This is a genomic window from Amycolatopsis sp. CA-230715 (genome assembly GCF_018736145.1).
Classification (GTDB): domain Bacteria; phylum Actinomycetota; class Actinomycetes; order Mycobacteriales; family Pseudonocardiaceae; genus Amycolatopsis.
In genome coordinates this window covers 6,026,205-6,043,854 of record NZ_CP059997.1, presented here as the reverse complement: position 1 = coordinate 6,043,854, position 17,650 = coordinate 6,026,205, and the positions used below count along the sequence as shown (strand labels likewise).

Here is a 17,650-nt window from a genome sequence, read left to right as displayed (position 1 = left end):
AAAACCAGTCACTGGTGTTTGATAGGCACGTGGAGCCCGACAGCAGCGGTGGCGAGCAGCAGAAGCTCGTCGAGAAGGCACAGCGTGCCCTCGTCGCTATGCAACTCGGCGAGGACGACGAGGCGTTGGACGAGGTCGCGCCTTCGGCGGTCGAAGACGACGACCGGTCCGCCGAAACGCGCGCGCTGATGCTGCTCCTGTTCGGCGAATGCAGCCAGATGGTGGCCACGCTGGGCGACGGGGGCAGCGCGCCGGTCAAGGTGCAGGTGTTCGACGAAGACGGCGAGGAAGTCTCCATCGATCAAGCGGACCCACCGGTGCGCACCGCAGTCCGCACCTTGCTGGCCGAAGTGCACGGGAACACCGAGGCAGCCGTGGAGCAGGTGGAGATCGCGCTGGCCAACGCCGCCCCGGACGAGGTGGACAGCCTGGTGCTGCAGGCCTTGCGCTGGACCGTGCGGTTGTCGACCGAATGCCTGGAGCGCGACCTCCCGGTCGCCCCCTGGATCTCCGAGGCCGTGGCGGACTGAGCCCCCTCCCGGAAATTTTTTCGCACAAATCTTCCATTCGCACAAACAAGTGTTCGACTGAGTCGGCACCCCGGGTTACAGTCGATTCGTGGAACTTTCAGACGCAATGGACATTCTGCTGGAAGAGGATGCGATCGAGGCCCGGTCGCATGCTCGGAGACTGCGCGCGATAGCGCATATCGCGCACAAGGTGGGGCGGCGAAGAGCGGTCGATCGGATCGCGAAGGCCTCGCGTATCACGAAAAGCGCGGCGGACAGACGGGTCGGTCTCGCACTCGCCCTGACGACGTACCTGCCGCACACACTGGCCGCGATGGAGGCGGGGCTGCTGGACGAGTACAAGGCCTCGAAAGTATTCGAGGCAACGTCCTACCTGGAGGAGGTGAAAGCGCGGGAAGTGGACGCGCTCGTCGTCGAACGGATTGCCGGGAAGAACCCCAGCGAGCTGCGCCGGGTCGTGAACTCGCTCGTCCTGCAGATCGATCGGCAGGGGTACGAGGAGCGTAGGCGGATCCGGCGCGCACAGCGGATGCTGCGCATCATCCACCGCGATCATGCGTCCTCGTCCTTGGTCGCGCGGTTGCCGATGGAACAAGCGCTGGCGCTGTACAACGCTTGCGACGAGGATGCCCGCACCGCGAAGAAACAGGGCGACTCGCGAACGCTCGATCAGTTGCGAGCCGACGCACTGGTCAAACGATGTCTGGTCGGCGTGGCGCTGGCGACGAACCCTCCCACCGGACGTCCTCCCAGGTTGCTTCGCCTGCAGGAGATCCTTGGCGGGAAACGCACCCGCAAAGGCGACGGGCGCAGGCCGGGAGGTCCTTCGGGGCCGAGCCGGTTCACCGGAAGAAGCGGAGCGCCACCGACATCCAGCGCCCCGAAGGTCATGCGCCTGCACAAAGAGGCACACACTCCGGGTTACTGGCTCTAGCCAGACGCGACCGCAGCTCGACACCAGCTATGTTGTTCGGGGAGCAATACAACGCAGTATCACGCAGCAGCACCGAAAGCCCCACCGAGGAGCAAGAACACCGGACCGTTCCGGATCGAACGATCGGCACTACAGGTGAGAGCACACAAGACATCCCGGGCGGAAACGGCGTCCACATCAGACTTCCGCCTCCGGCTTTGGGGATACATAGCCAGTACTTGGTGCGTGCTCTTCGCAGTGCTCCACCTCTACTGGGCTGCCGGCGGGAACGCGGGGCTGGCGTCCTCGGCGGGCGCGGATCTCGCCGAGCATCGGCCGTGGTGGTTTGTGACGTTCGGTCTGTGGGGTGTGGCGCTGGTGCTCTGCGTCGGTGCGGTGTTCAGTCTTTGCCTTACGCGGTTGCGGCCACCGGCGCCGCTTCGCGGAGTCATGCTGGTGCTCGGATACTTGGGCGGCGCGGCGCTTCTCCTCCGAGGTGTGTTGATGGAAGTCGTCCTCGTTTCGGGAGCAGGTGGCATCGCGGCATCTGTTGGGCCGTTGGAGACGACCTGGAGCCTGATCCTCTGGAACCCCTGGTTCGTGGTCGGCGGCGTCGCCGTGACGATGACGACTCGGCGCTTCCACCGTGTCACGAAGGAGAAAGCGAAACCGGGTCACCAGAACGAGCAATGATGCGGCGTTCACCGATGACTGTTCCGACCGGGCGCTCCAACGCTTGCAGGGCCCTCAGCCAAGCACATGCCTCTGGCCGACTTGGCGAGCACGGAGAACCGCAGGATGAGCCAGGCGCCGACGTCATACGACACGGCCTGGTCGTACGACGACAACGCAGCACGGGCTCAAAGCACGCGGGCATGAGCACGCATCACTTGAGCCAGGTATCACTTGAGCAGAGCCTTGACCAACCCGGCGATCTGGCCGGTTTCGATCAGGAAGGAGTCATGCCCATATGGCGAGCTGATCACTTCGGCCGCGCCGGAATCCGAGACCCCCTCAGCCAGCTCCTGCGACTGGTACAACGGGTACAGCCGGTCGCTGTCCACGCCAGCCACCACGGTTCGAGCACGCACGCGGCGCAGGGCCTGCCCGATCCCGCCGCGGTCGCGCCCGACGTCATGGGTGTTCATCGATTCGGTGAGCACCACGTAGCTGGCCGCGTCGAAGCGGCGGACCAGCTTCGCGGCGTGATGGTCCACATAGGACTCGACCGCGAACCTGCCGCCACGAAGAGGGTCCTCGTCGGCTTGAGGGTTCCTGCCGAAGCGTTGTGACAGTTCAGGTTCACTGCGGTAGGTCACGTGCGCGATGCGCCGGGCGATGCCCAGTCCGGTGTGGGGTCCTTGCCCGTCGGGCAGGTCGTGGTAGTCGCCGCCGTGCCAGCCCGGGTCACCCCGGATGGCGTGCAGCTGCGGCGATGCCCATGCGATCTGTTCGGCGGACGCTGCGGCGGGGGCGGCGAGCACCAAGAGGGTTGCTACGCGGTCCGGCAGGCCGACACCCCATTCCAGAGCCCGCATTCCTCCCATCGAACCGCCGGCCACGGCGGCCCAGCGTTCGATGCCGAGTTCGTCGGCGAGCACCGCTTCCGCCCTGACCTGATCGCGGACCGTCGTCACCGGGAACCGGCTGCCCCAAGGCTTCCCCTCCGGATCCGGTGACGCGGGTCCGGTCGTGCCCTGGCATCCGCCGAGCACGTTCGGCACGACTACGAAAAACTCGGACGTGTCGAATGCCTTGCCGGGGCCGATAAGGCCGTCCCACCAACCTGGGCTGGGATGGCCCGGCTCGACACCGCCCGCGGCGTGGCTGTCGCCGGTCAGCGCGTGTTCGACCAGTACCGCGTTCGATCGGTCCGAGTTCAGCGTCCCCCACGTTTCGTAGGCGATGTCGATCCCCGGCAGCACGCCACCGGCTTCGAACGCGAACGGGCCGCGGCGGTGCACCCATGACCGCCTTCCTGGTGGATCGCCCGCCCGCCACGCGCCGGTGGCGGGCGGGCGACCGCTGGGAGGAAGGCTCAAAGCGACGCCTTCGCCACCCTGAAGCCGGCGTCCAGGTCCGCCTTCAGGTCCTCGATGCCCTCCAAGCCGACGGCGAGCCGGATCAGGCCGGGAGTGACCCCGCTGGCGAGTTGCTCCTCGGACGAGAGCTGGCTGTGTGTGGTCGACGCCGGGTGCACGATGAGGCTGCGCACGTCACCCAGGTTCACCAGCTGGCTGTGCAGCTCGGTGCCGTCGACGAACGCACGGCCCGCGTCGACGCCGCCTCGCAGGTCGAAGGACAGCACCGCGCCAGCGCCACCGGGGAGGTACTTCTGCGCGGCCTGGTAGTGCGGGCTCGATGGCAGGCTCGCGTAGTAGACCTTCTCGACCTCGTCCCGCTGCTCCAACCATTCCGCGAGCGCCTTCGCGTTGGTGACGTGGCGTTCGATCCGCAGCGAGAGGGTCTCGATGCCCTGCAGGATGAGGAAACTGTTCAGCGGCGCGATGGCGGCGCCGGTGTCGCGCAGCAGTTGCACACGGGCTTTGGCCGCGTACGCTCCCGGGCCGAGCGCCTCCCAGTACTTCAAGCCGTGGTAGCTCGGATCGGGTTCGGTGAAGCCGGGGAACCTCACCGGGTCGGCGCCGAAGTCGAACGTGCCGGCGTCGACCAGGGCGCCGGCGACGGTGGTGCCGTGGCCGCCGAGGTACTTCGTGGCGGAGTGCACGACGACATCGGCGCCGTGCTCGATCGGGCGCAGCAGGTACGGCGTCGGGATGGTGTTGTCGACGATCAGCGGCACCCCGGACTCGTGCGCGGCGTCGGCAACCGCCCGCACGTCGAGCACGTTGCTGCCGGGGTTCGCGAGCGTTTCGGCGAAGAACAGCTTGGTGTTGGGCCGGACGGCGGCCTTCCACTGCTCGATGTCGTCCTGGTCCTCGATGAACGTGACTTCGATGCCGAGCTTCGGCAGCGTGTAGTGGAAAAGATTGTAGGTGCCGCCGTAGAGGGACGGGCTCGACACGAAGTGGTCACCGGCACCGGCGAGGTTCAGGATCGCGGCCGTGGTCGCGGCGGAACCGGAGGCGAACGCGAGCGCCGCGACCCCGCCTTCGAGCGCGGCGAGCCGCTGCTCCAGCACGTCCTGGGTCGGATTGTTGATCCGCGTGTAGATGTTGCCCGGCTCGGCGAGGCTGAACAGGTCGGCACCGTGCTGGGTGTCGCGGAACACGTACGAGGTCGTCTGGTAAATCGGCGTGGCGCGGGCGCCGGTCGCCGGATCGGGCGCGGCACCCGCGTGGATCTGCTTGGTTTCGAACGACCACGCACTGGTTTCTTCGGCGCTCATCGGAACTCCCTGCTGAGTGGATCGGACCTGCCCGCGCCGCCGACGCTAACCACCAGCGCGGGCACACCCAACCCGCTCCCATCCCGTGGGAGACGTGCTACCCGTTCGGGTGTACGGGGAACCGGCGCTCACCACACGACGACCAGCGGCGCCCGCGGCCCGACCGACCGGCCCCGGAAGTCCACTGTGGACACGGAAGCCACCGGACGCGAAGCTATTCCCGTTGCTGGAGCGCGAATCGGTTTCCCTCGCTGTCGACGAACATGGACCACCATCCCCACGGTTGTTTTTCCGGTGCGGCAGGGAATTCCACGCCTTTCGCGGACAGTTCACGGTAGGTCTTTTCGATGTCGTCGGCGTAGAAGAAGAAATTCGAAGTGGGCAGTTCGTCCCTGCCCTCGGACGAGCCTGCGGAGTCCGGGCTCAGCACGAGCACGGTCCGCCCGTCAGCGGAGGTCACCTCGACCCACCTGGCGCCACTGTCGTCGTAGGGCACGTCGGTGGTGACGGTGAACCCGATGACCTCGGACCAGAACTCCTTGGCGCGCTGCTGGTCCCGCACGCCGATCACGACCTTGCTGACTCCTTGAACGGCCACGAAGCCTCCTTGTATCCATAGTGGATATAACGAACGCGGAGTGTATGCTCCCGTCATGGCCGACGGCAACCCTCCCCCGCTGACGCCGGCCGGCTTCCAGGTGGCACTCGCGCTGGCCAGCGGTCATGCGCACGGCTACGGGATCATGGCGTTCATCGCCGAGGTCACCGGTGGCGCGGTGCAGCTCGGGCCCGGCACCCTGTACCGGACACTGTCGCGGCTCGCGGCCGACGGACTCGTGGAGGAGACCACGGACATCACCGACGGCGCTCCCCACGACGCGCGGCGCCGGAACTACCGGCTCACCCGGCTGGGCAGGCGCGCCGCCGAGCGGGAGGCCAAGCAGCTGAGCGCACTGCTCGACGCGGCTTCGGCGGCGGGACTCGCCGACGCGGGACAGGCCGAGTCCGCATGAGCAAGCTCTCCGCGAGCACTGCCCTCCGGAGGCAGTCGTCGCCTCCCACCAAGGAAAACTCGTGAGCGCCAGCCGGGTGCTCGGCCTCGCGCCGCACCTGTTCGTCCAGGACATCGATGGAGCGCTGGCCTTCTACCGCAAGGCTTTCGGCGCTGTCGAACTGTTCCGCAACCGGCTGCCGAGCGGAGTGGTCCTGTTCGTCGAACTCGCTGTCGGCGACGCGAGACTGCTTGTCAGCGAGGAGATCCCCCAGCTGGACGCGCTCGCGCCGCCCACGGTCGGCGGTTGCCCGATGCTGCTCACGCTGGAGACCGAGGATCCCGACGATCTCGCCAGGCGCGCGGTCTTCGCGGGCGCGGAGGTCGAAGCCCCGGTGGAGGAACTGTTCTTCGGCGAGCGTTACGGCCGGGTGCGCGATCCGTTCGGCCATCGGTGGGCGCTGACCACGAAACGCGAGCTGTTCACACCCGAGGACATCGACGCCCGCGCACCGCGGGAGGTCTGACGTGGCTTCGGTGCGCAGCGTCGTCGACAGGGTGGGCCCGACCTTGATGCGGGCGGTCCTGTTGCCGGAGGACTGCCCCGCGGTGGCGGACGTGGTGATCGCGGAACCGGGTTCTCCCGGTCACCTCGCCGCGGGTGATCTCGTGCTGGCCGTGGCGACGACGCGCGCCGAGGACGCGACAGCGCTGGTCAGGTCGAGCGCCTCGCAGGGTGCGGCCGCGGTGCTGTTCAAACCGCCGCTCGCCGGGAAACCGGCGGTGCGGCAGGCCGCGAAATCGGCCGCCATCGCGCTCATCGAGGTGCGCGCGGCCGCGTCGTGGGCGCAGCTCGTCTGGCTGCTGCGCACCGTGCTCGACGCGATCGCCGACGAGTCGGAATCGCTGGAGGACACCGGGTCGAGCGATCTGTTCCGCCTCGCCGACGCGGTCGCCTCCGTGGTGGACGCGCCGGTGACCATCGAGGACACCAACTCGCGCGTGCTCGCGTATTCGGCGCGGCAGGACCTGACCGACCCGGCGCGGGTCTCCACGATCATGGGCCGCCGCATCCCCGACGACGTGCTGGCGCGGTTCCGGTCGCGCGGGGTCTTCCGCGAGCTGTCCCGCGGCAGGCAGACGATTTTCGTGCCCGCGCAGCGCGACGGCACGCTGCCGAGGCTGATCGTGCCGATCAGGATGGGCGGTGAGCTGCTCGGCTCGATGTGGGCGGTCGTCGCGGGCCCGGTGTCGGACGAGCGCGCGGCCGCGTTCGCCGACGCGGCGCCGGTCGTGGCACTGCACCTGCTGCGCCGCCGAGCCCATGCCGACGCGCAACGCCGCGCGTCGGAGGAAATGCTGCGCGCGGTGCTGGAAGGCAGGGCGAGCCCCCGCAAGGTGATGGCGGAGCTCGAGCTGTCCGACGAACCGCACCGGGTGGTCGCCGTCGACGCGGAGCAGGAGGGTCTGCGGCTGTCCCTGCTGGAACGCATCGCCTCGGGGGTGGGCAGGCGGCCGGTGGCGACCGAACTCGGCGGCCTGCTCTACGCCGTCGTCCCGGACGGTGACGCGTGGAGCGCGCTTCGGGGTGCGCTGGCCGCGGTGCCGAACGAGGTCAGGATCGCGGCGGGCGGTGCGGGCGAAGTCGGCCAGCTCGCACAATCGCGCCAGCAGGCGGAAGAAGCGCTCGGGCTGCTGCGCGCCGGGCTCGTGCCGGGACGCGTGGTCACCTTCGAGGAGGTGTGGACGGCGCTGACGCTGCATCGCGCCGCCACCGCGGCGACGGCGGCTTCCATCGGTGAACTGGGGCCGCTCGCCCTCGTGCGCGCTCACGACGAGGCGAACGGAGCCGGCTACCTGGACACGCTCTACCAGTGGCTGCGGCATCCCGGCGATCCGAGAGCGGCCGCGCGCGAGCTGCGGATCCACCCCAACACCCTGCGGTACCGGATGCGGCGGGTGCTCGAAATCGCGCCACTCGACCTCGACGATCCCGACACCCGGCTCGCGCTGCTCACCCAGTTGATAAGCCTCCGCTGGGCCTGATTACTCCACTCGGGTCCCGCCGAAAGGTCCGAAAACCCCCATCCTGGCCACGTTTTCATCACATCGTGGGGTTTGTCGTGACCCGTTGGCTACGTTTCGCCTCGACCACTTGGGGTCACACTTCGCATTCGAGGAGTTGCCGATGAGCACTCGTTCCCGAATCCGCCGTATCGCACAGGCCGGTGCCGTCGCCGGGCTGGCCATGGGCTGCCTGATGATCCCCGGCGCCTCGTCGGTCGGTGCCGCGCCCGCACCGGAAACAGCGCAGGCCGACTGCTTCACCCCGCAGCACCCCGCCCAGCGCGGCAAGGACGGCGACGCGAACGACCTGACCCCTGCGCAGGCAGCGGCCGTCGAACGCGACATGGCGGCGAAACTGGCCGGGAAGGCGGCGGCGCGGCTCGCGGCGACGAACATCCCCGTCTACTTCCACGTGATCACGGACGGTTCGAAGGGCAACATCTCCGACGCCACGATCGCGAAGCAGATCTCGGTGCTCAACGCCGCCTATTCGAAGTCGGGCTTCAGCTTCTCGCTCGCGAAGACGGACCGCACGAACAAAGCCGCTTGGTACAACGGCATCACCGACGGTTCGAGCGCCGAAACGCAGATGAAGAACACGCTGCACACCGGCGGCGCGAACGTGCTGAACCTCTACACCGCCTCGCTGGGCGACGACCTGCTCGGCTGGGCGACGTTCCCGTGGAGCTACAAGTCGAGCCCGAAGATGGACGGTGTGGTCATCCTCGACACGTCGCTGCCGGGTGGTTCCGCGACGAACTACAACGAGGGCGACACCGCGACGCACGAGATCGGGCACTGGCTCGGGCTCTACCACACGTTCCAGGGCGGCTGCTCGGGTTCGGGCGACTACGTTTCCGACACACCGGCCGAGGCCAGCCCGACGTCGGGCTGCCCGGCGAACAAGGACACCTGCACCTCGGCCGGCAAGGACCCGATCCACAACTTCATGGACTACAGCTACGACAGCTGCATGACCGAGTTCACCGCGGGGCAGGGCACCAGGATGAAGAACTCCTGGACCTCTTACCGGGCGTGACACATGACGCGCGGCCCGGCGGATCCCCCTGCCGGGCCGCGCGTCATCACCCCCGGACCCTGCGTCACGGCACGAGGAGCGTCTTCCCCAACGCCGTCCTCGCCTCGATCGCCGCGTGCGCGTCCGACGCCTTCGCGAGCGGGAACCGCTGGCCGATCACCGGGCGGAGCCGTCCGGCCGCGGCTTCCGCCAGCGCCGCCTCCGCCGCCTTCCGGACCGCGCCCGGCTCGCTGAGCACGTCCCCCAGCGGCACGACCCGGATGTCGCGCCGCGCCGCCTCTTCCGGATCGGGCGAGGACATTTCCCCGCTGGCAGCGCCGTGCACGAGGAACCGGCCTCCCCGCGCAACGATCGCGAACGACTCCTCGCCGATCCGCCCGCCGACACCGTCGAACACGACGTCGGCGGAGCCGACCCGCTCCGCCCAGCTCGGTTGGCTGTAGTCGACCGTCTCGTCGGCGCCGAGCTCCTCCGCCTGCGCGAGCTTGGCCGCCGATCCCGCCGCGGCGATCACCTGCGCGCCGGCGGATTTCGCCAGCTGCACCAGCAGGCTGCCGACACCGCCGCCCGCCGCTTCGACGAGCACCCTGTCGCCAGCGCCGATGCCCGCTGCCCAGAACAGGCCGAACGCGGTGCGGCCGTCGGCGAGCAGTGCCACGGCCGTGTCGAGTGCGACGCCCTGCGGGACCTCGAGCACCCCGTCCGCCGGGACCGCGACGCGTTCCGCGTAGGCGCCGGAACCGCCGGTCGAAGTGACCACGGTCGTGCCGAGCAGCGCCGGGTCCGTCCCTGGGCCGAGCCCGCTCACCACCCCGCCGACGCCGTTTCCCGGCACCACCGGCAGCGCGACGTCGCGCATCGCCGGGTTCGGGAAGTGCCCCGACCGGAACTGCGTCTCGACGAAGACGACGTTCACGAACGCCACCTCCACGAGCACCTCGCCCGGCTTCGGCTCGGGTTCCGGCGCCGCGCCGAGCTTCAGCACCTCGGGCCCGCCGAACTCCTCCAGCCAAACCGCTCTCATCGCGTTCCTTCCCCAGTGGCCCCCGTCGTCAACGCTCACAGCCTGCAACCTCAAGCGCGGTAGAGGTCAAGGACCTTGTGGCGGCGGAACCATGAAAAGGGAGCAATACTGTCTTCGCAGCACGATGACACCGCCGTCCGGGTGGTTCACCGTGGTCACCACCACGTCATCACCCGAGCCATCCCCGCCGCTTTCCAGGAGGCAGCAAAGTGCGCATCGCCGTCCCCCGCGAAGTCAAGAAGCACGAATACCGGGTCGCGCTGACCCCGGCAGGCGTCCATGAGCTGACCGGCCGCGGCCACGACGTGTTCGTCGAAACCGACGCGGGCATCGGGTCCTCCATCACCGACGAGGAGTACCTCGCCGCCGGTGCGAAGATCCTCGCCACCGCCGAAGAGACCTGGGCCGAGGGCGAGCTCGTCCTCAAGGTCAAGGAGCCCATCGCCGAGGAGTACCCGCGCCTGCGCCGGGACCAGGTGCTGTTCACCTACCTGCACATCGCGGCCGACCGCCCGCTCACCGACGCGCTGCTGGCCGCGGGCACCACCGCGATCGCCTACGAGACGGTGCAGAAGCCGAACGGCGCGCTGCCGCTGCTCGCCCCGATGTCGGAGGTCGCGGGCAGGCTGGCGCCCCAGGTCGGCGCCTTCTCGCTGATGAAGCCGAGCGGTGGCCGCGGCGTGCTGCCCGGCGGCATCCCCGGTGTGCACCCGGCGCGCGTGGTCGTCATCGGCGGCGGTGTCGCCGGCCTCAACGCGGCCCGCGTGGCACTCGGCCTCGGTTCGGACGTCGAGATCCTGGACACCAACGTCGACCGGCTCCGCCAGATCGACAACGACTTCGGCGGCCGCATCCGCACGGTCACGTCGAACCGGCTCTCCGTCGAGGAGTCCGTGCTGGAAGCCGATCTCGTCGTCGGCGCCGTTCTGGTGCCGGGCGCGAAGGCGCCGAAGCTGGTGTCGAACGACCTCGTCTCCAGGATGAAGGCGGGCAGCGTGCTGGTGGACATCGCGATCGACCAGGGCGGCTGCTTCGCGGATTCCCGGCCGACCACCCACGACGAGCCGACCTACCAGGTGCACGACTCGGTCTTCTACTGCGTCGCGAACATGCCGGGCGCGGTGCCGAGGACGTCGACCTACGGCTTGACGAACGTCACCCTGCCCTACGCGGTGCAGCTGGCCGAGCACGGCTGGCACGCGGCGCTGCGCGCGGACGACAGCCTCGCGAAGGGGCTCAACACGCACGACGGCAAGTTGACGAATGGTCCCGTCGCGGTGGCGCACGGTCTCGAACACACCGAGTTGAACACCGTTCTTTCCTGAGCACGGAGTTGAACGCCGTTCTTCTTCGGTGAAGTAAGCGTAAGCGGACGCCCGCTGCCGAGCATCGGCGGCGGGCGTTTTCGTTATTCGGTGAAGCGCGCGAGACAAAGACGTCGCAAGACAGGGCGGAAAGGCCGTCGCGGCAAGGGAAGTGGAAACAAAGGGGCGGCCCGCTCAACCAGCCTGGGGGTCACTGGGAGCGGGCCGCCACGTACTAGCTTAGGTAATAACCGCGGAGTTCGCTGCACCGGGTCTCCACTTTCCCTCGAATACTTCTTCACACGTCGCGCCGGCTCTCGTCGTTCGCTTCCGCCGCAACGCCCGGACCTGGCGTTTCGGCGATAAAAACGCTTCAGTGATCAACCGGCCCTCGAGACCGAGCGTGACGAATGTCGCTTCTGGAGCACAACACCCCCTGCCTCCGCATCCGCCGGTCGAGGTACGGCAGGATGTCGCCAGTCACATATCCGGCGATCAAGGAGGAGGCGGAAGCATGCAGCACGACGGCAGCGGCCGCATCGCCGTGCAGAACCTCAGCAAGCACTTCGGCCCGGTCGCCGCCGTGCAGAACCTGAGCTTCACCGTGGAACCCGGTTCGGTGACCGGTTTCCTCGGGCCCAACGGTGCGGGTAAGACGACGACGCTGCGCATGCTGCTCGGCCTCGTCACCCCGACCAGCGGTGTCGCGACGATCAACGGCAGGACGCACGACCAGCTCGGCAACCCGGCGACGGTGGTCGGGTCCGTGTTGGAGAACGAGGGCTTCCACCCGAAGCGGTCGGCCCTGAACCACCTGCGGGTGTACTCGGCCGCGATCGGCGTGCCGGACCAGCGCGCCGAAGAGGTGCTCGGGCTCGTCGGCCTGTCCTCGGCCGCGCACCGCAGGGCAGGCGACTTCTCGCTCGGCATGCGGCAGCGGCTCGCGCTGGCCACGGCGCTGCTGGGCAACCCGCAGGTGCTCGTGCTCGACGAGCCCGCGAACGGCCTCGACCCCGAAGGCATCGTGTGGCTGCGGAACTTCCTGCGCGCCTACGCCAGGGAAGGCCGGACCGTGCTGGTCTCGAGCCACCTCCTCAGCGAAGTCGAGCAGACCATCGACCAGGTGGTGATCATCAGCGCCGGGATGACGCGGTACTTCGGGTCGCTCGAACAGCTCCGGCAGAGCCAGCGGTCGCGGGTGCTGGTGCAGCCCTCCGACGCCAACGCTCTGGTGAAAGCCTTGCAGGAGAACGGGATCACGCAGCTCGAGCCCACTCAGGACGGGCGGGTCGCGGTGTCCGGTGCGACGGTGCAGCAGATCGGTGACGTCGCGGCGAAGGCCAGTGTCGCGCTCTACGGCATGCAGGAAGACCGCGCCGATCTCGAACAGCTCTTCTTCCAGCTGACCCAGGGCCAGTACGCGGCGCCGCAGCCGCCCTACGGCCAGCAGCCGCAGCAGGGCGGCTGGGGCGGTGGCCCGCCGTCGGGTCCGCAGCAACAGCAGCAGTACCCGCCGCCACCGCACTACCAGCAGCAGCAACCACCACCGGGATATCAGCAGCCGGGCCAGCAGGGCGGCGGCTGGGGAGGGCAGGGCTGATGGGCAGGCTGATCAAGGCGGAGTTCCGCAAGACGCTGACCCTCAACACCTGGTGGATCCTGCTCATCCCGCTGGTGGTCGTCTCGTTCTGGATGTCGTTCACCTGGGGCAAGATCACGAACGACTTCGTCAGCTACATCGGCAGCGGCACGGCGCGCCAGCTTTCCGCGCTCATCGGCCTGTCGCCGGGCGAACTCCCGGTCGGCCTGCTGTCGATCGCGCACGGGGTGAACATCACCCAGCTCATCCCGGCCGTGTTCGGGGTGTTCGCGCTCGCCGGCGAGTACAGCAGCAAGACGATCACGACGACGTTCCTGACCGCCCCGAACCGGGTGTCGGCGCTGAGCGCGAAGATGATCTCCTACAGCGCGTGGGGTGCGCTGTACGGCCTGCTGAGCTTCGGGGTCGCCGCGCTGGCGACGCTGATCACGGTGGATTCGCCGGGGCAGCCGAGCGGCGGGCAGTGGATCGCGGCGCTGGGCGCCACGATCCTGTCCTACATCCTGGTGACGCTGTTCGGGATCGGGCTCGGCGCCGTGCTGAACAAGGTCGTGCTCGGGGTCCTGCTGGTGATCGGGTACTTCCTGATCATCGAGAACGTGCTCGTCCTCGTGATGTGGCGGTGGGCGCCGATCCTCGGCGGCATCCTGCCGAACGGCACCGCGAACGGCATCGTCGGCGGGGTCGCGGCGGAGGCCTTCGGGTTCAACTCGCTGAACATCCCCGGTGACACGGCCCGGTTCGACCAGCTCGGGCTCCAGCTCGCGGCGGGCGCGCCGGGGGTCATCTCGTGGTGGGCGTCGGCGCTGATCTTCGCCGGGTGGACCGCGCTGTTCTTCGTCGGCGGCTGGCTGTCGAACCAGAAGCGCGACATCACCTGACCCGGGTTTCGTGGTCCCCTGATGGCCACTTTCACGGCGATGACTGCCGGGAAGGTGGCCATCAGAGCGTTCGGGGCCGGTTCGCGGAGTGGCGTGAACGACACCGGAGTGTCGGTGGGCACGCCTAGCCTGGATTCGTGACCTCAGCTCCGCCACTCGCCCCTCCGGCACGGCCTTCCGAGACCAGCGCGGCCCCGCCAGGCCCCGGCTGGATCCGGCGGCTGTCCGCGGCCTGCTGGCGGCACCCGGTGCTCGTGGTGCTCGCGCTCACCGCGTCGATCGTCGGCGTCGGGCTGCAGGCGGCGGGCCCGCTGCTGATCAAGGTCGCGCTGGACGACGCGGTGGCGGGCGCCACCGGGCGGCTCGGCGCGCTGATCGCCGCGTTGCTGGGGCTGCACCTGCTCACCTTCGCGAGCGCGTTCGCCAGGAGGTACGTCGGCGGCCGACTCGCCCTCGACGTCCAGCACGACCTGCGCCAGGCCGTGTTCGGCGCGGTGTCGCGGTTGGACGGCGGGAAGCAGGACTCGCTGCGCACCGGTCAGATCGTCTCGCGCGCGATCTCCGATCTGCAGCTCGTCACCGGGATCCTGATGGTGGTCCCGGTCTCCGCCGGTTCGGTGATCTTCGCGGTGCTCTCGCTCGGCGCGATGCTGTGGCTGTCCCCGGCGCTGACGCTGATCGCCGTGGTGATCACCCCCGCGATCGCGATCGTGCTCGCGGTGAGCCGCAAGCGGCTGTTCCCGGCGACGTGGTCGGCGCAGCAGCGCGCGGCGGACGTGGCGCAGCAGGTCGAGGAAACCGTCACCGGGGTGCGCGTGGTGAAGGGCTTCGGCCAGGAGAGCAGGGAGGTCGCCCGGCTGGAGAAGACCGCACGGCAGCTGTTCGCGGAACGGTTGCGCGCGGCGAAGCTCTCCGCGGTCCCGGCGGCCACCACGGCGGCGCTGCCCGCGGCGGGGCAGGTCGCGGTGCTCGCGGCGGGCGGCGTCCTGGCCATGCACGGGCAGCTGAGCCTCGGCACCTTCCTCGCCTTCGCCACCTACGTGGCGAGCCTGTCCGGTCCGGCGCGCATGCTGGCGAGCCTGTTCGTGCAGGCACAGCTCACCAGGGCGGGCGCGGACAGGGTGTACGAGCTGATCGACGCGCAGCCCGAGGTCCGCGACGCCCCTGGCGCGCGCGGCGTGCCCGACGGCCCGCTGGAGATCCGGCTCGACGACGTCCACTTCGGGTACACCAGGTCCGAGCCCGTGCTTCGCGGGTTGTCGCTGCGGGCGTCGCCGGGCGAAACGCTGGCGCTCGTGGGCACAGCGGGATCGGGTAAGTCCACGATTTCCCTGCTGCTGCCCCGGTTCTACGACGTCCACTCCGGATCAGTCCGATTAGGACTCTCGGACGATCCGGTCGACATCAGGGAATTCCGGCTCGCCGAGCTGCGCCGCACCATCGGCGTGGTGTTCGAGGAGGCGTTCTTGTTCTCCTCGTCGGTGCGGGACAACATCGCCTACGGCAGACCGGACGCCACCGACGAAGAAGTCGTCGCGGCGGCGAGAGCGGCCGAGGCCGACGAGTTCATCCAAGCGCTGCCCGACGGATACGACACGCTGGTCGGCGAACGCGGGCTCACGCTGTCCGGCGGGCAGCGCCAGCGGCTCGGGCTGGCGCGGGCGCTGATCACCGACCCGAGGGTGCTGATCCTCGACGACGCGACCTCCGCGGTGGACACGATCACCGAGGCCGCGATCCACGACACGCTGCGCTCGGTCACCGCGTCCCGCACCACGCTCCTGATCGCGCACCGGCGCTCCACCCTCGCGCTGGCCGACCGGATCGCCGTGCTCGACGACGGGAAGGTGGTGGACGTCGGCACGGCGGACGAGCTGGAGCTGCGGTGCCCGCTGTTCCGCGACCTCGTCTCCGGACCGGGCGAGGGGGTCGAGGAGGTACACCACACGGACTGTGTCCGCAGCGCGGACACGGGCACCACGCCGGAGCTGTGGCCGGACGACGGCCCGGAGGAAGAAGCGGCGCCCGGTGTCCCTTCGCCGAACGCCGCGATCGGCAAGGGCGGTGGCGGCCGCGCCGCCGCGTCCTTGGACGCGCCACCGACCCCGGAACTCGTGGCGGGGGTGCGGAAGCTCCCGCCCGCCACCGACGAACCGGTGCTCGGGCGCGAGGACGTCACGGCCCCGGAGCCGGGGTTCCGGCTCGCCAGGCTGCTGCGCCCGGTGCGCGGGCGGCTCGGGCTGGTGGTGCTGCTGGTCGCGCTGGACGCGCTGGCCTCGGTGGCGCTGCCCGCGCTCTACCAGCGCGGTGTCGATCACGGTGTCCGCGCCGGTGCCGAAGGCGTGGTGTGGCTGACCGCGGCGATCGGCGCGCTGGTGATCGTGGCCGACTGGTTCGTGGTCAGGGCGCAGACGAAAACCACGGCGCGCACCGGCGAAACGGTGCTGTATTCGCTGCGGGTGCGCAGTTACGCGCACCTCCAGCGGCTCGGGCTCGACTACTACGAGCGCGAGCTGTCCGGAAAGATCATGACCAGGATGACCACCGACGTCGACGCGTTGTCGTCCTTCCTGCAGACCGGGCTGGCGAACGCGATCGTGAGCGCGGTGACCGTCGTCGGGATCGCCGGCGCGCTCCTGCTCATCGACGCTTCGCTCGCGGCGTACGCGTTCTCGGTCCTGCCGGTGCTGGTGGTCGCGACGATCATCTTCCGGAAGCTCGGCTCGACCGCGTACAACGAAGCCCGCGAACGGGTCAGTCTGGTCAACGCGGACATGCAGGAGAACATCTCCGGTTTGCGCGTCGCGCAGGCGTACACGCGCGAGGAGCGCTCCGCGGAGGCGTTCGCGTCCCGCAGCGACGACTACCGCCGTTCGCGCCTGCGGGCGCAGCGCTACATCGCGACGTACTTCCCGTTCGTCACGTTCCTTTCCGGGGTCGCGGAGGCGATCGTGCTCGCCGGCGGTTCGGGCAGCGTCGCCGACGGGTCGGTCCAGCCTGGCGTGCTGGTGGCGTTCCTGCTCTACCTCCAGCTGTTCTTCTCCCCGATCCAGCAGCTTTCCTCGGTGTTCGACGGCTACCAGCAGGCCAGGGTCGGCCTGCGGCGGATCGGCGATCTGCTGCGCACGCCGACCTCGGTGCCCGCCGCCGAGCACCCGGTTCCGGTGGACGACCGGCTCCGCGGCGAGGTCACCTTCACCGACGTCGACTTCTCCTACGGCGAGGCCGGGGACAAGGCGCTCGAGGACGTGACGCTCGACGTGCCCGCCGGGCGCACGATCGCGCTCGTCGGCGCGACCGGCGCGGGCAAGTCGACCGCGGTGAAACTCCTCGCCCGCTTCTACGACGCCACGGGCGGCGCGGTGCGGATCGACGGAGTTGACATCCGCGAGTACGACCTCGGCGGGCTGCGGCGGCGGATGGGCGTGGTGCCGCAGGAGGCGCACCTGTTCTCCGGCACGGTCGCGGACAACGTGCGCTACGGGCGGCCGTCGGCGACCGACGCCGAGGTGGAGGCGGCGGTGCGGTCGGTCGGCGCGCTGGAAGGGGTTTCCGCGCTGCCGGCGGGATTCCGGCAGCCGGTGGGCGAACGGGGGCGCGCGCTGTCCGCGGGGCAGCGCCAGCTGGTGGCGCTCGCGCGGGCCGAACTCGTCGACCCGGACATCCTGTTGCTCGACGAGGCGACGGCCGCGCTCGACCCGGCCACCGAGACCGCGGTGCTGCGCGCGACGGAGCGCGTCGCCAGGAAGCGCACGACGTTCGTGGTCGCGCACCGGCTCGCGACGGCGGCCCGCGCCGACGAGATCGTGGTGCTCGACCACGGCCGCGTGATCGAGCACGGGACGCACGCGGAACTACTCGCCGCGGACGGGCACTACGCGAAGCTGTGGCGGCTCGGCACGGGCACCGCGGACTAGCGGTGGTCCCGGGATCGCGGCGATCCCGGGACCAC

General features: G+C 69.5%; 15 protein-coding genes. 11 read left to right on the top strand and 4 right to left on the bottom strand.

All coding sequences use genetic code 11. From position 1 onward, the window contains the following. Positions 1–29: 29 nt before the first annotated feature. The 3 genes from HUW46_RS29070 (at position 30) to HUW46_RS29060 (ending at position 2,136) form a co-directional block, all read left to right on the top strand. Positions 30–530, top strand: coding sequence for a hypothetical protein (locus tag HUW46_RS29070; RefSeq protein WP_215541965.1), 501 nt, complete (start codon positions 30–32; stop codon positions 528–530). An 88-nt stretch (positions 531–618) separates the two neighbouring features. Continuing rightward, positions 619–1,464, top strand: coding sequence for a DUF222 domain-containing protein (locus tag HUW46_RS29065; RefSeq protein ID WP_215541964.1), 846 nt, complete (start codon positions 619–621; stop codon positions 1,462–1,464). A gap of 225 nt (positions 1,465–1,689) precedes the next feature. Then, positions 1,690–2,136 carry a DUF3995 domain-containing protein gene (locus HUW46_RS29060; protein WP_215541963.1) on the top strand — a complete coding sequence of 149 codons (447 nt, stop codon included), beginning with the start codon at positions 1,690–1,692 and terminating at the stop codon, positions 2,134–2,136. Between the two features lie 209 nt (positions 2,137–2,345). Here the strand turns inward: HUW46_RS29060 and metX are convergent, their stop codons facing one another. The 3 genes from metX to HUW46_RS29045 all read right to left on the bottom strand — a co-directional run bounded on the left by metX (position 2,346) and on the right by HUW46_RS29045 (position 5,390). Continuing rightward, positions 2,346–3,485, bottom strand: a complete 1,140-nt coding sequence (metX, locus tag HUW46_RS29055) for a homoserine O-acetyltransferase MetX (RefSeq protein ID WP_215541962.1) — start codon at positions 3,483–3,485, stop codon at positions 2,346–2,348. After that, positions 3,482–4,792: a bifunctional o-acetylhomoserine/o-acetylserine sulfhydrylase gene (locus HUW46_RS29050; protein ID WP_215541961.1), complete on the bottom strand. Its 1,311-nt coding sequence runs from the start codon at positions 4,790–4,792 to the stop codon at positions 3,482–3,484. Before HUW46_RS29050 ends, metX begins: the two co-directional genes overlap by 4 nt. A 214-nt stretch (positions 4,793–5,006) precedes the next feature. After that, entirely contained in the window at positions 5,007–5,390 is a 384-nt protein-coding gene (locus tag HUW46_RS29045; protein WP_215541960.1) for a glyoxalase superfamily protein, read from the bottom strand. A 55-nt stretch (positions 5,391–5,445) separates the two neighbouring features. On the opposite strand from HUW46_RS29045, the gene HUW46_RS29040 reads away from it, so the two are divergent. The 4 genes from HUW46_RS29040 (at position 5,446) to HUW46_RS29025 (ending at position 8,889) form a co-directional block, all read left to right on the top strand. Further along, positions 5,446–5,805, top strand: a complete 360-nt coding sequence (locus HUW46_RS29040; RefSeq protein ID WP_215541959.1) for a PadR family transcriptional regulator — start codon at positions 5,446–5,448, stop codon at positions 5,803–5,805. Positions 5,806–5,866: 61 nt separating this feature from the next. Further along, a complete protein-coding gene (locus HUW46_RS29035) occupies positions 5,867–6,310 on the top strand; it encodes a VOC family protein (protein WP_215541958.1) in 444 nt (147 codons plus the stop codon). A 1-nt stretch (position 6,311) separates the two neighbouring features. After that, positions 6,312–7,829 (top strand): PucR family transcriptional regulator, encoded by a 1,518-nt coding sequence (locus HUW46_RS29030; protein ID WP_215541957.1) that lies wholly within the window; start codon positions 6,312–6,314, stop codon positions 7,827–7,829. Positions 7,830–7,971: 142 nt separating this feature from the next. Next, the gene (locus tag HUW46_RS29025; RefSeq protein ID WP_215541956.1) at positions 7,972–8,889 is read left to right on the top strand and encodes a zinc metalloprotease; all 918 of its coding nucleotides are present in this window, start codon (positions 7,972–7,974) and stop codon (positions 8,887–8,889) included. Positions 8,890–8,953: 64 nt separating this feature from the next. Here the strand turns inward: HUW46_RS29025 and HUW46_RS29020 are convergent, their stop codons facing one another. Beyond that, on the bottom strand, positions 8,954–9,913 hold the full coding sequence (locus HUW46_RS29020) for a zinc-binding dehydrogenase (protein WP_215541955.1): 960 nt from the start codon (positions 9,911–9,913) through the stop codon (positions 8,954–8,956). A 209-nt stretch (positions 9,914–10,122) separates the two neighbouring features. On the opposite strand from HUW46_RS29020, the gene ald reads away from it, so the two are divergent. The 4 genes from ald to HUW46_RS29000 all read left to right on the top strand — a co-directional run bounded on the left by ald (position 10,123) and on the right by HUW46_RS29000 (position 17,615). Further along, complete coding sequence (gene ald / locus HUW46_RS29015) at positions 10,123–11,238, top strand: alanine dehydrogenase (protein ID WP_215541954.1); 1,116 nt, start codon at positions 10,123–10,125, stop codon at positions 11,236–11,238. Between the two features lie 493 nt (positions 11,239–11,731). Beyond that, the gene (locus HUW46_RS29010) at positions 11,732–12,817 is read left to right on the top strand and encodes an ABC transporter ATP-binding protein (RefSeq protein WP_215541953.1); all 1,086 of its coding nucleotides are present in this window, start codon (positions 11,732–11,734) and stop codon (positions 12,815–12,817) included. After that, entirely contained in the window at positions 12,817–13,698 is an 882-nt protein-coding gene (locus HUW46_RS29005; RefSeq protein ID WP_215541952.1) for an ABC transporter permease subunit, read from the top strand. The genes HUW46_RS29010 and HUW46_RS29005 overlap by 1 nt, the downstream gene beginning before the upstream one ends. A gap of 137 nt (positions 13,699–13,835) precedes the next feature. Then, positions 13,836–17,615, top strand: coding sequence for an ABC transporter ATP-binding protein (locus tag HUW46_RS29000; RefSeq protein WP_215541951.1), 3,780 nt, complete (start codon positions 13,836–13,838; stop codon positions 17,613–17,615). The last annotated feature ends 35 nt before the right edge of the window (positions 17,616–17,650 follow it).

Coding starts and splice junctions, on each gene's coding strand:
- HUW46_RS29050 (WP_215541961.1), bottom strand. CDS start 4,792: ATGAGCGCCGAAGAAACCAGTGCGTGGTCGTTCGAAACCAAGCAGATC.
- HUW46_RS29040 (WP_215541959.1), top strand. CDS start 5,446: ATGGCCGACGGCAACCCTCCCCCGCTGACGCCGGCCGGCTTCCAGGTG.
- HUW46_RS29025 (WP_215541956.1), top strand. CDS start 7,972: ATGAGCACTCGTTCCCGAATCCGCCGTATCGCACAGGCCGGTGCCGTC.
- HUW46_RS29020 (WP_215541955.1), bottom strand. CDS start 9,913: ATGAGAGCGGTTTGGCTGGAGGAGTTCGGCGGGCCCGAGGTGCTGAAG.
- HUW46_RS29010 (WP_215541953.1), top strand. CDS start 11,732: ATGCAGCACGACGGCAGCGGCCGCATCGCCGTGCAGAACCTCAGCAAG.
- HUW46_RS29005 (WP_215541952.1), top strand. CDS start 12,817: ATGGGCAGGCTGATCAAGGCGGAGTTCCGCAAGACGCTGACCCTCAAC.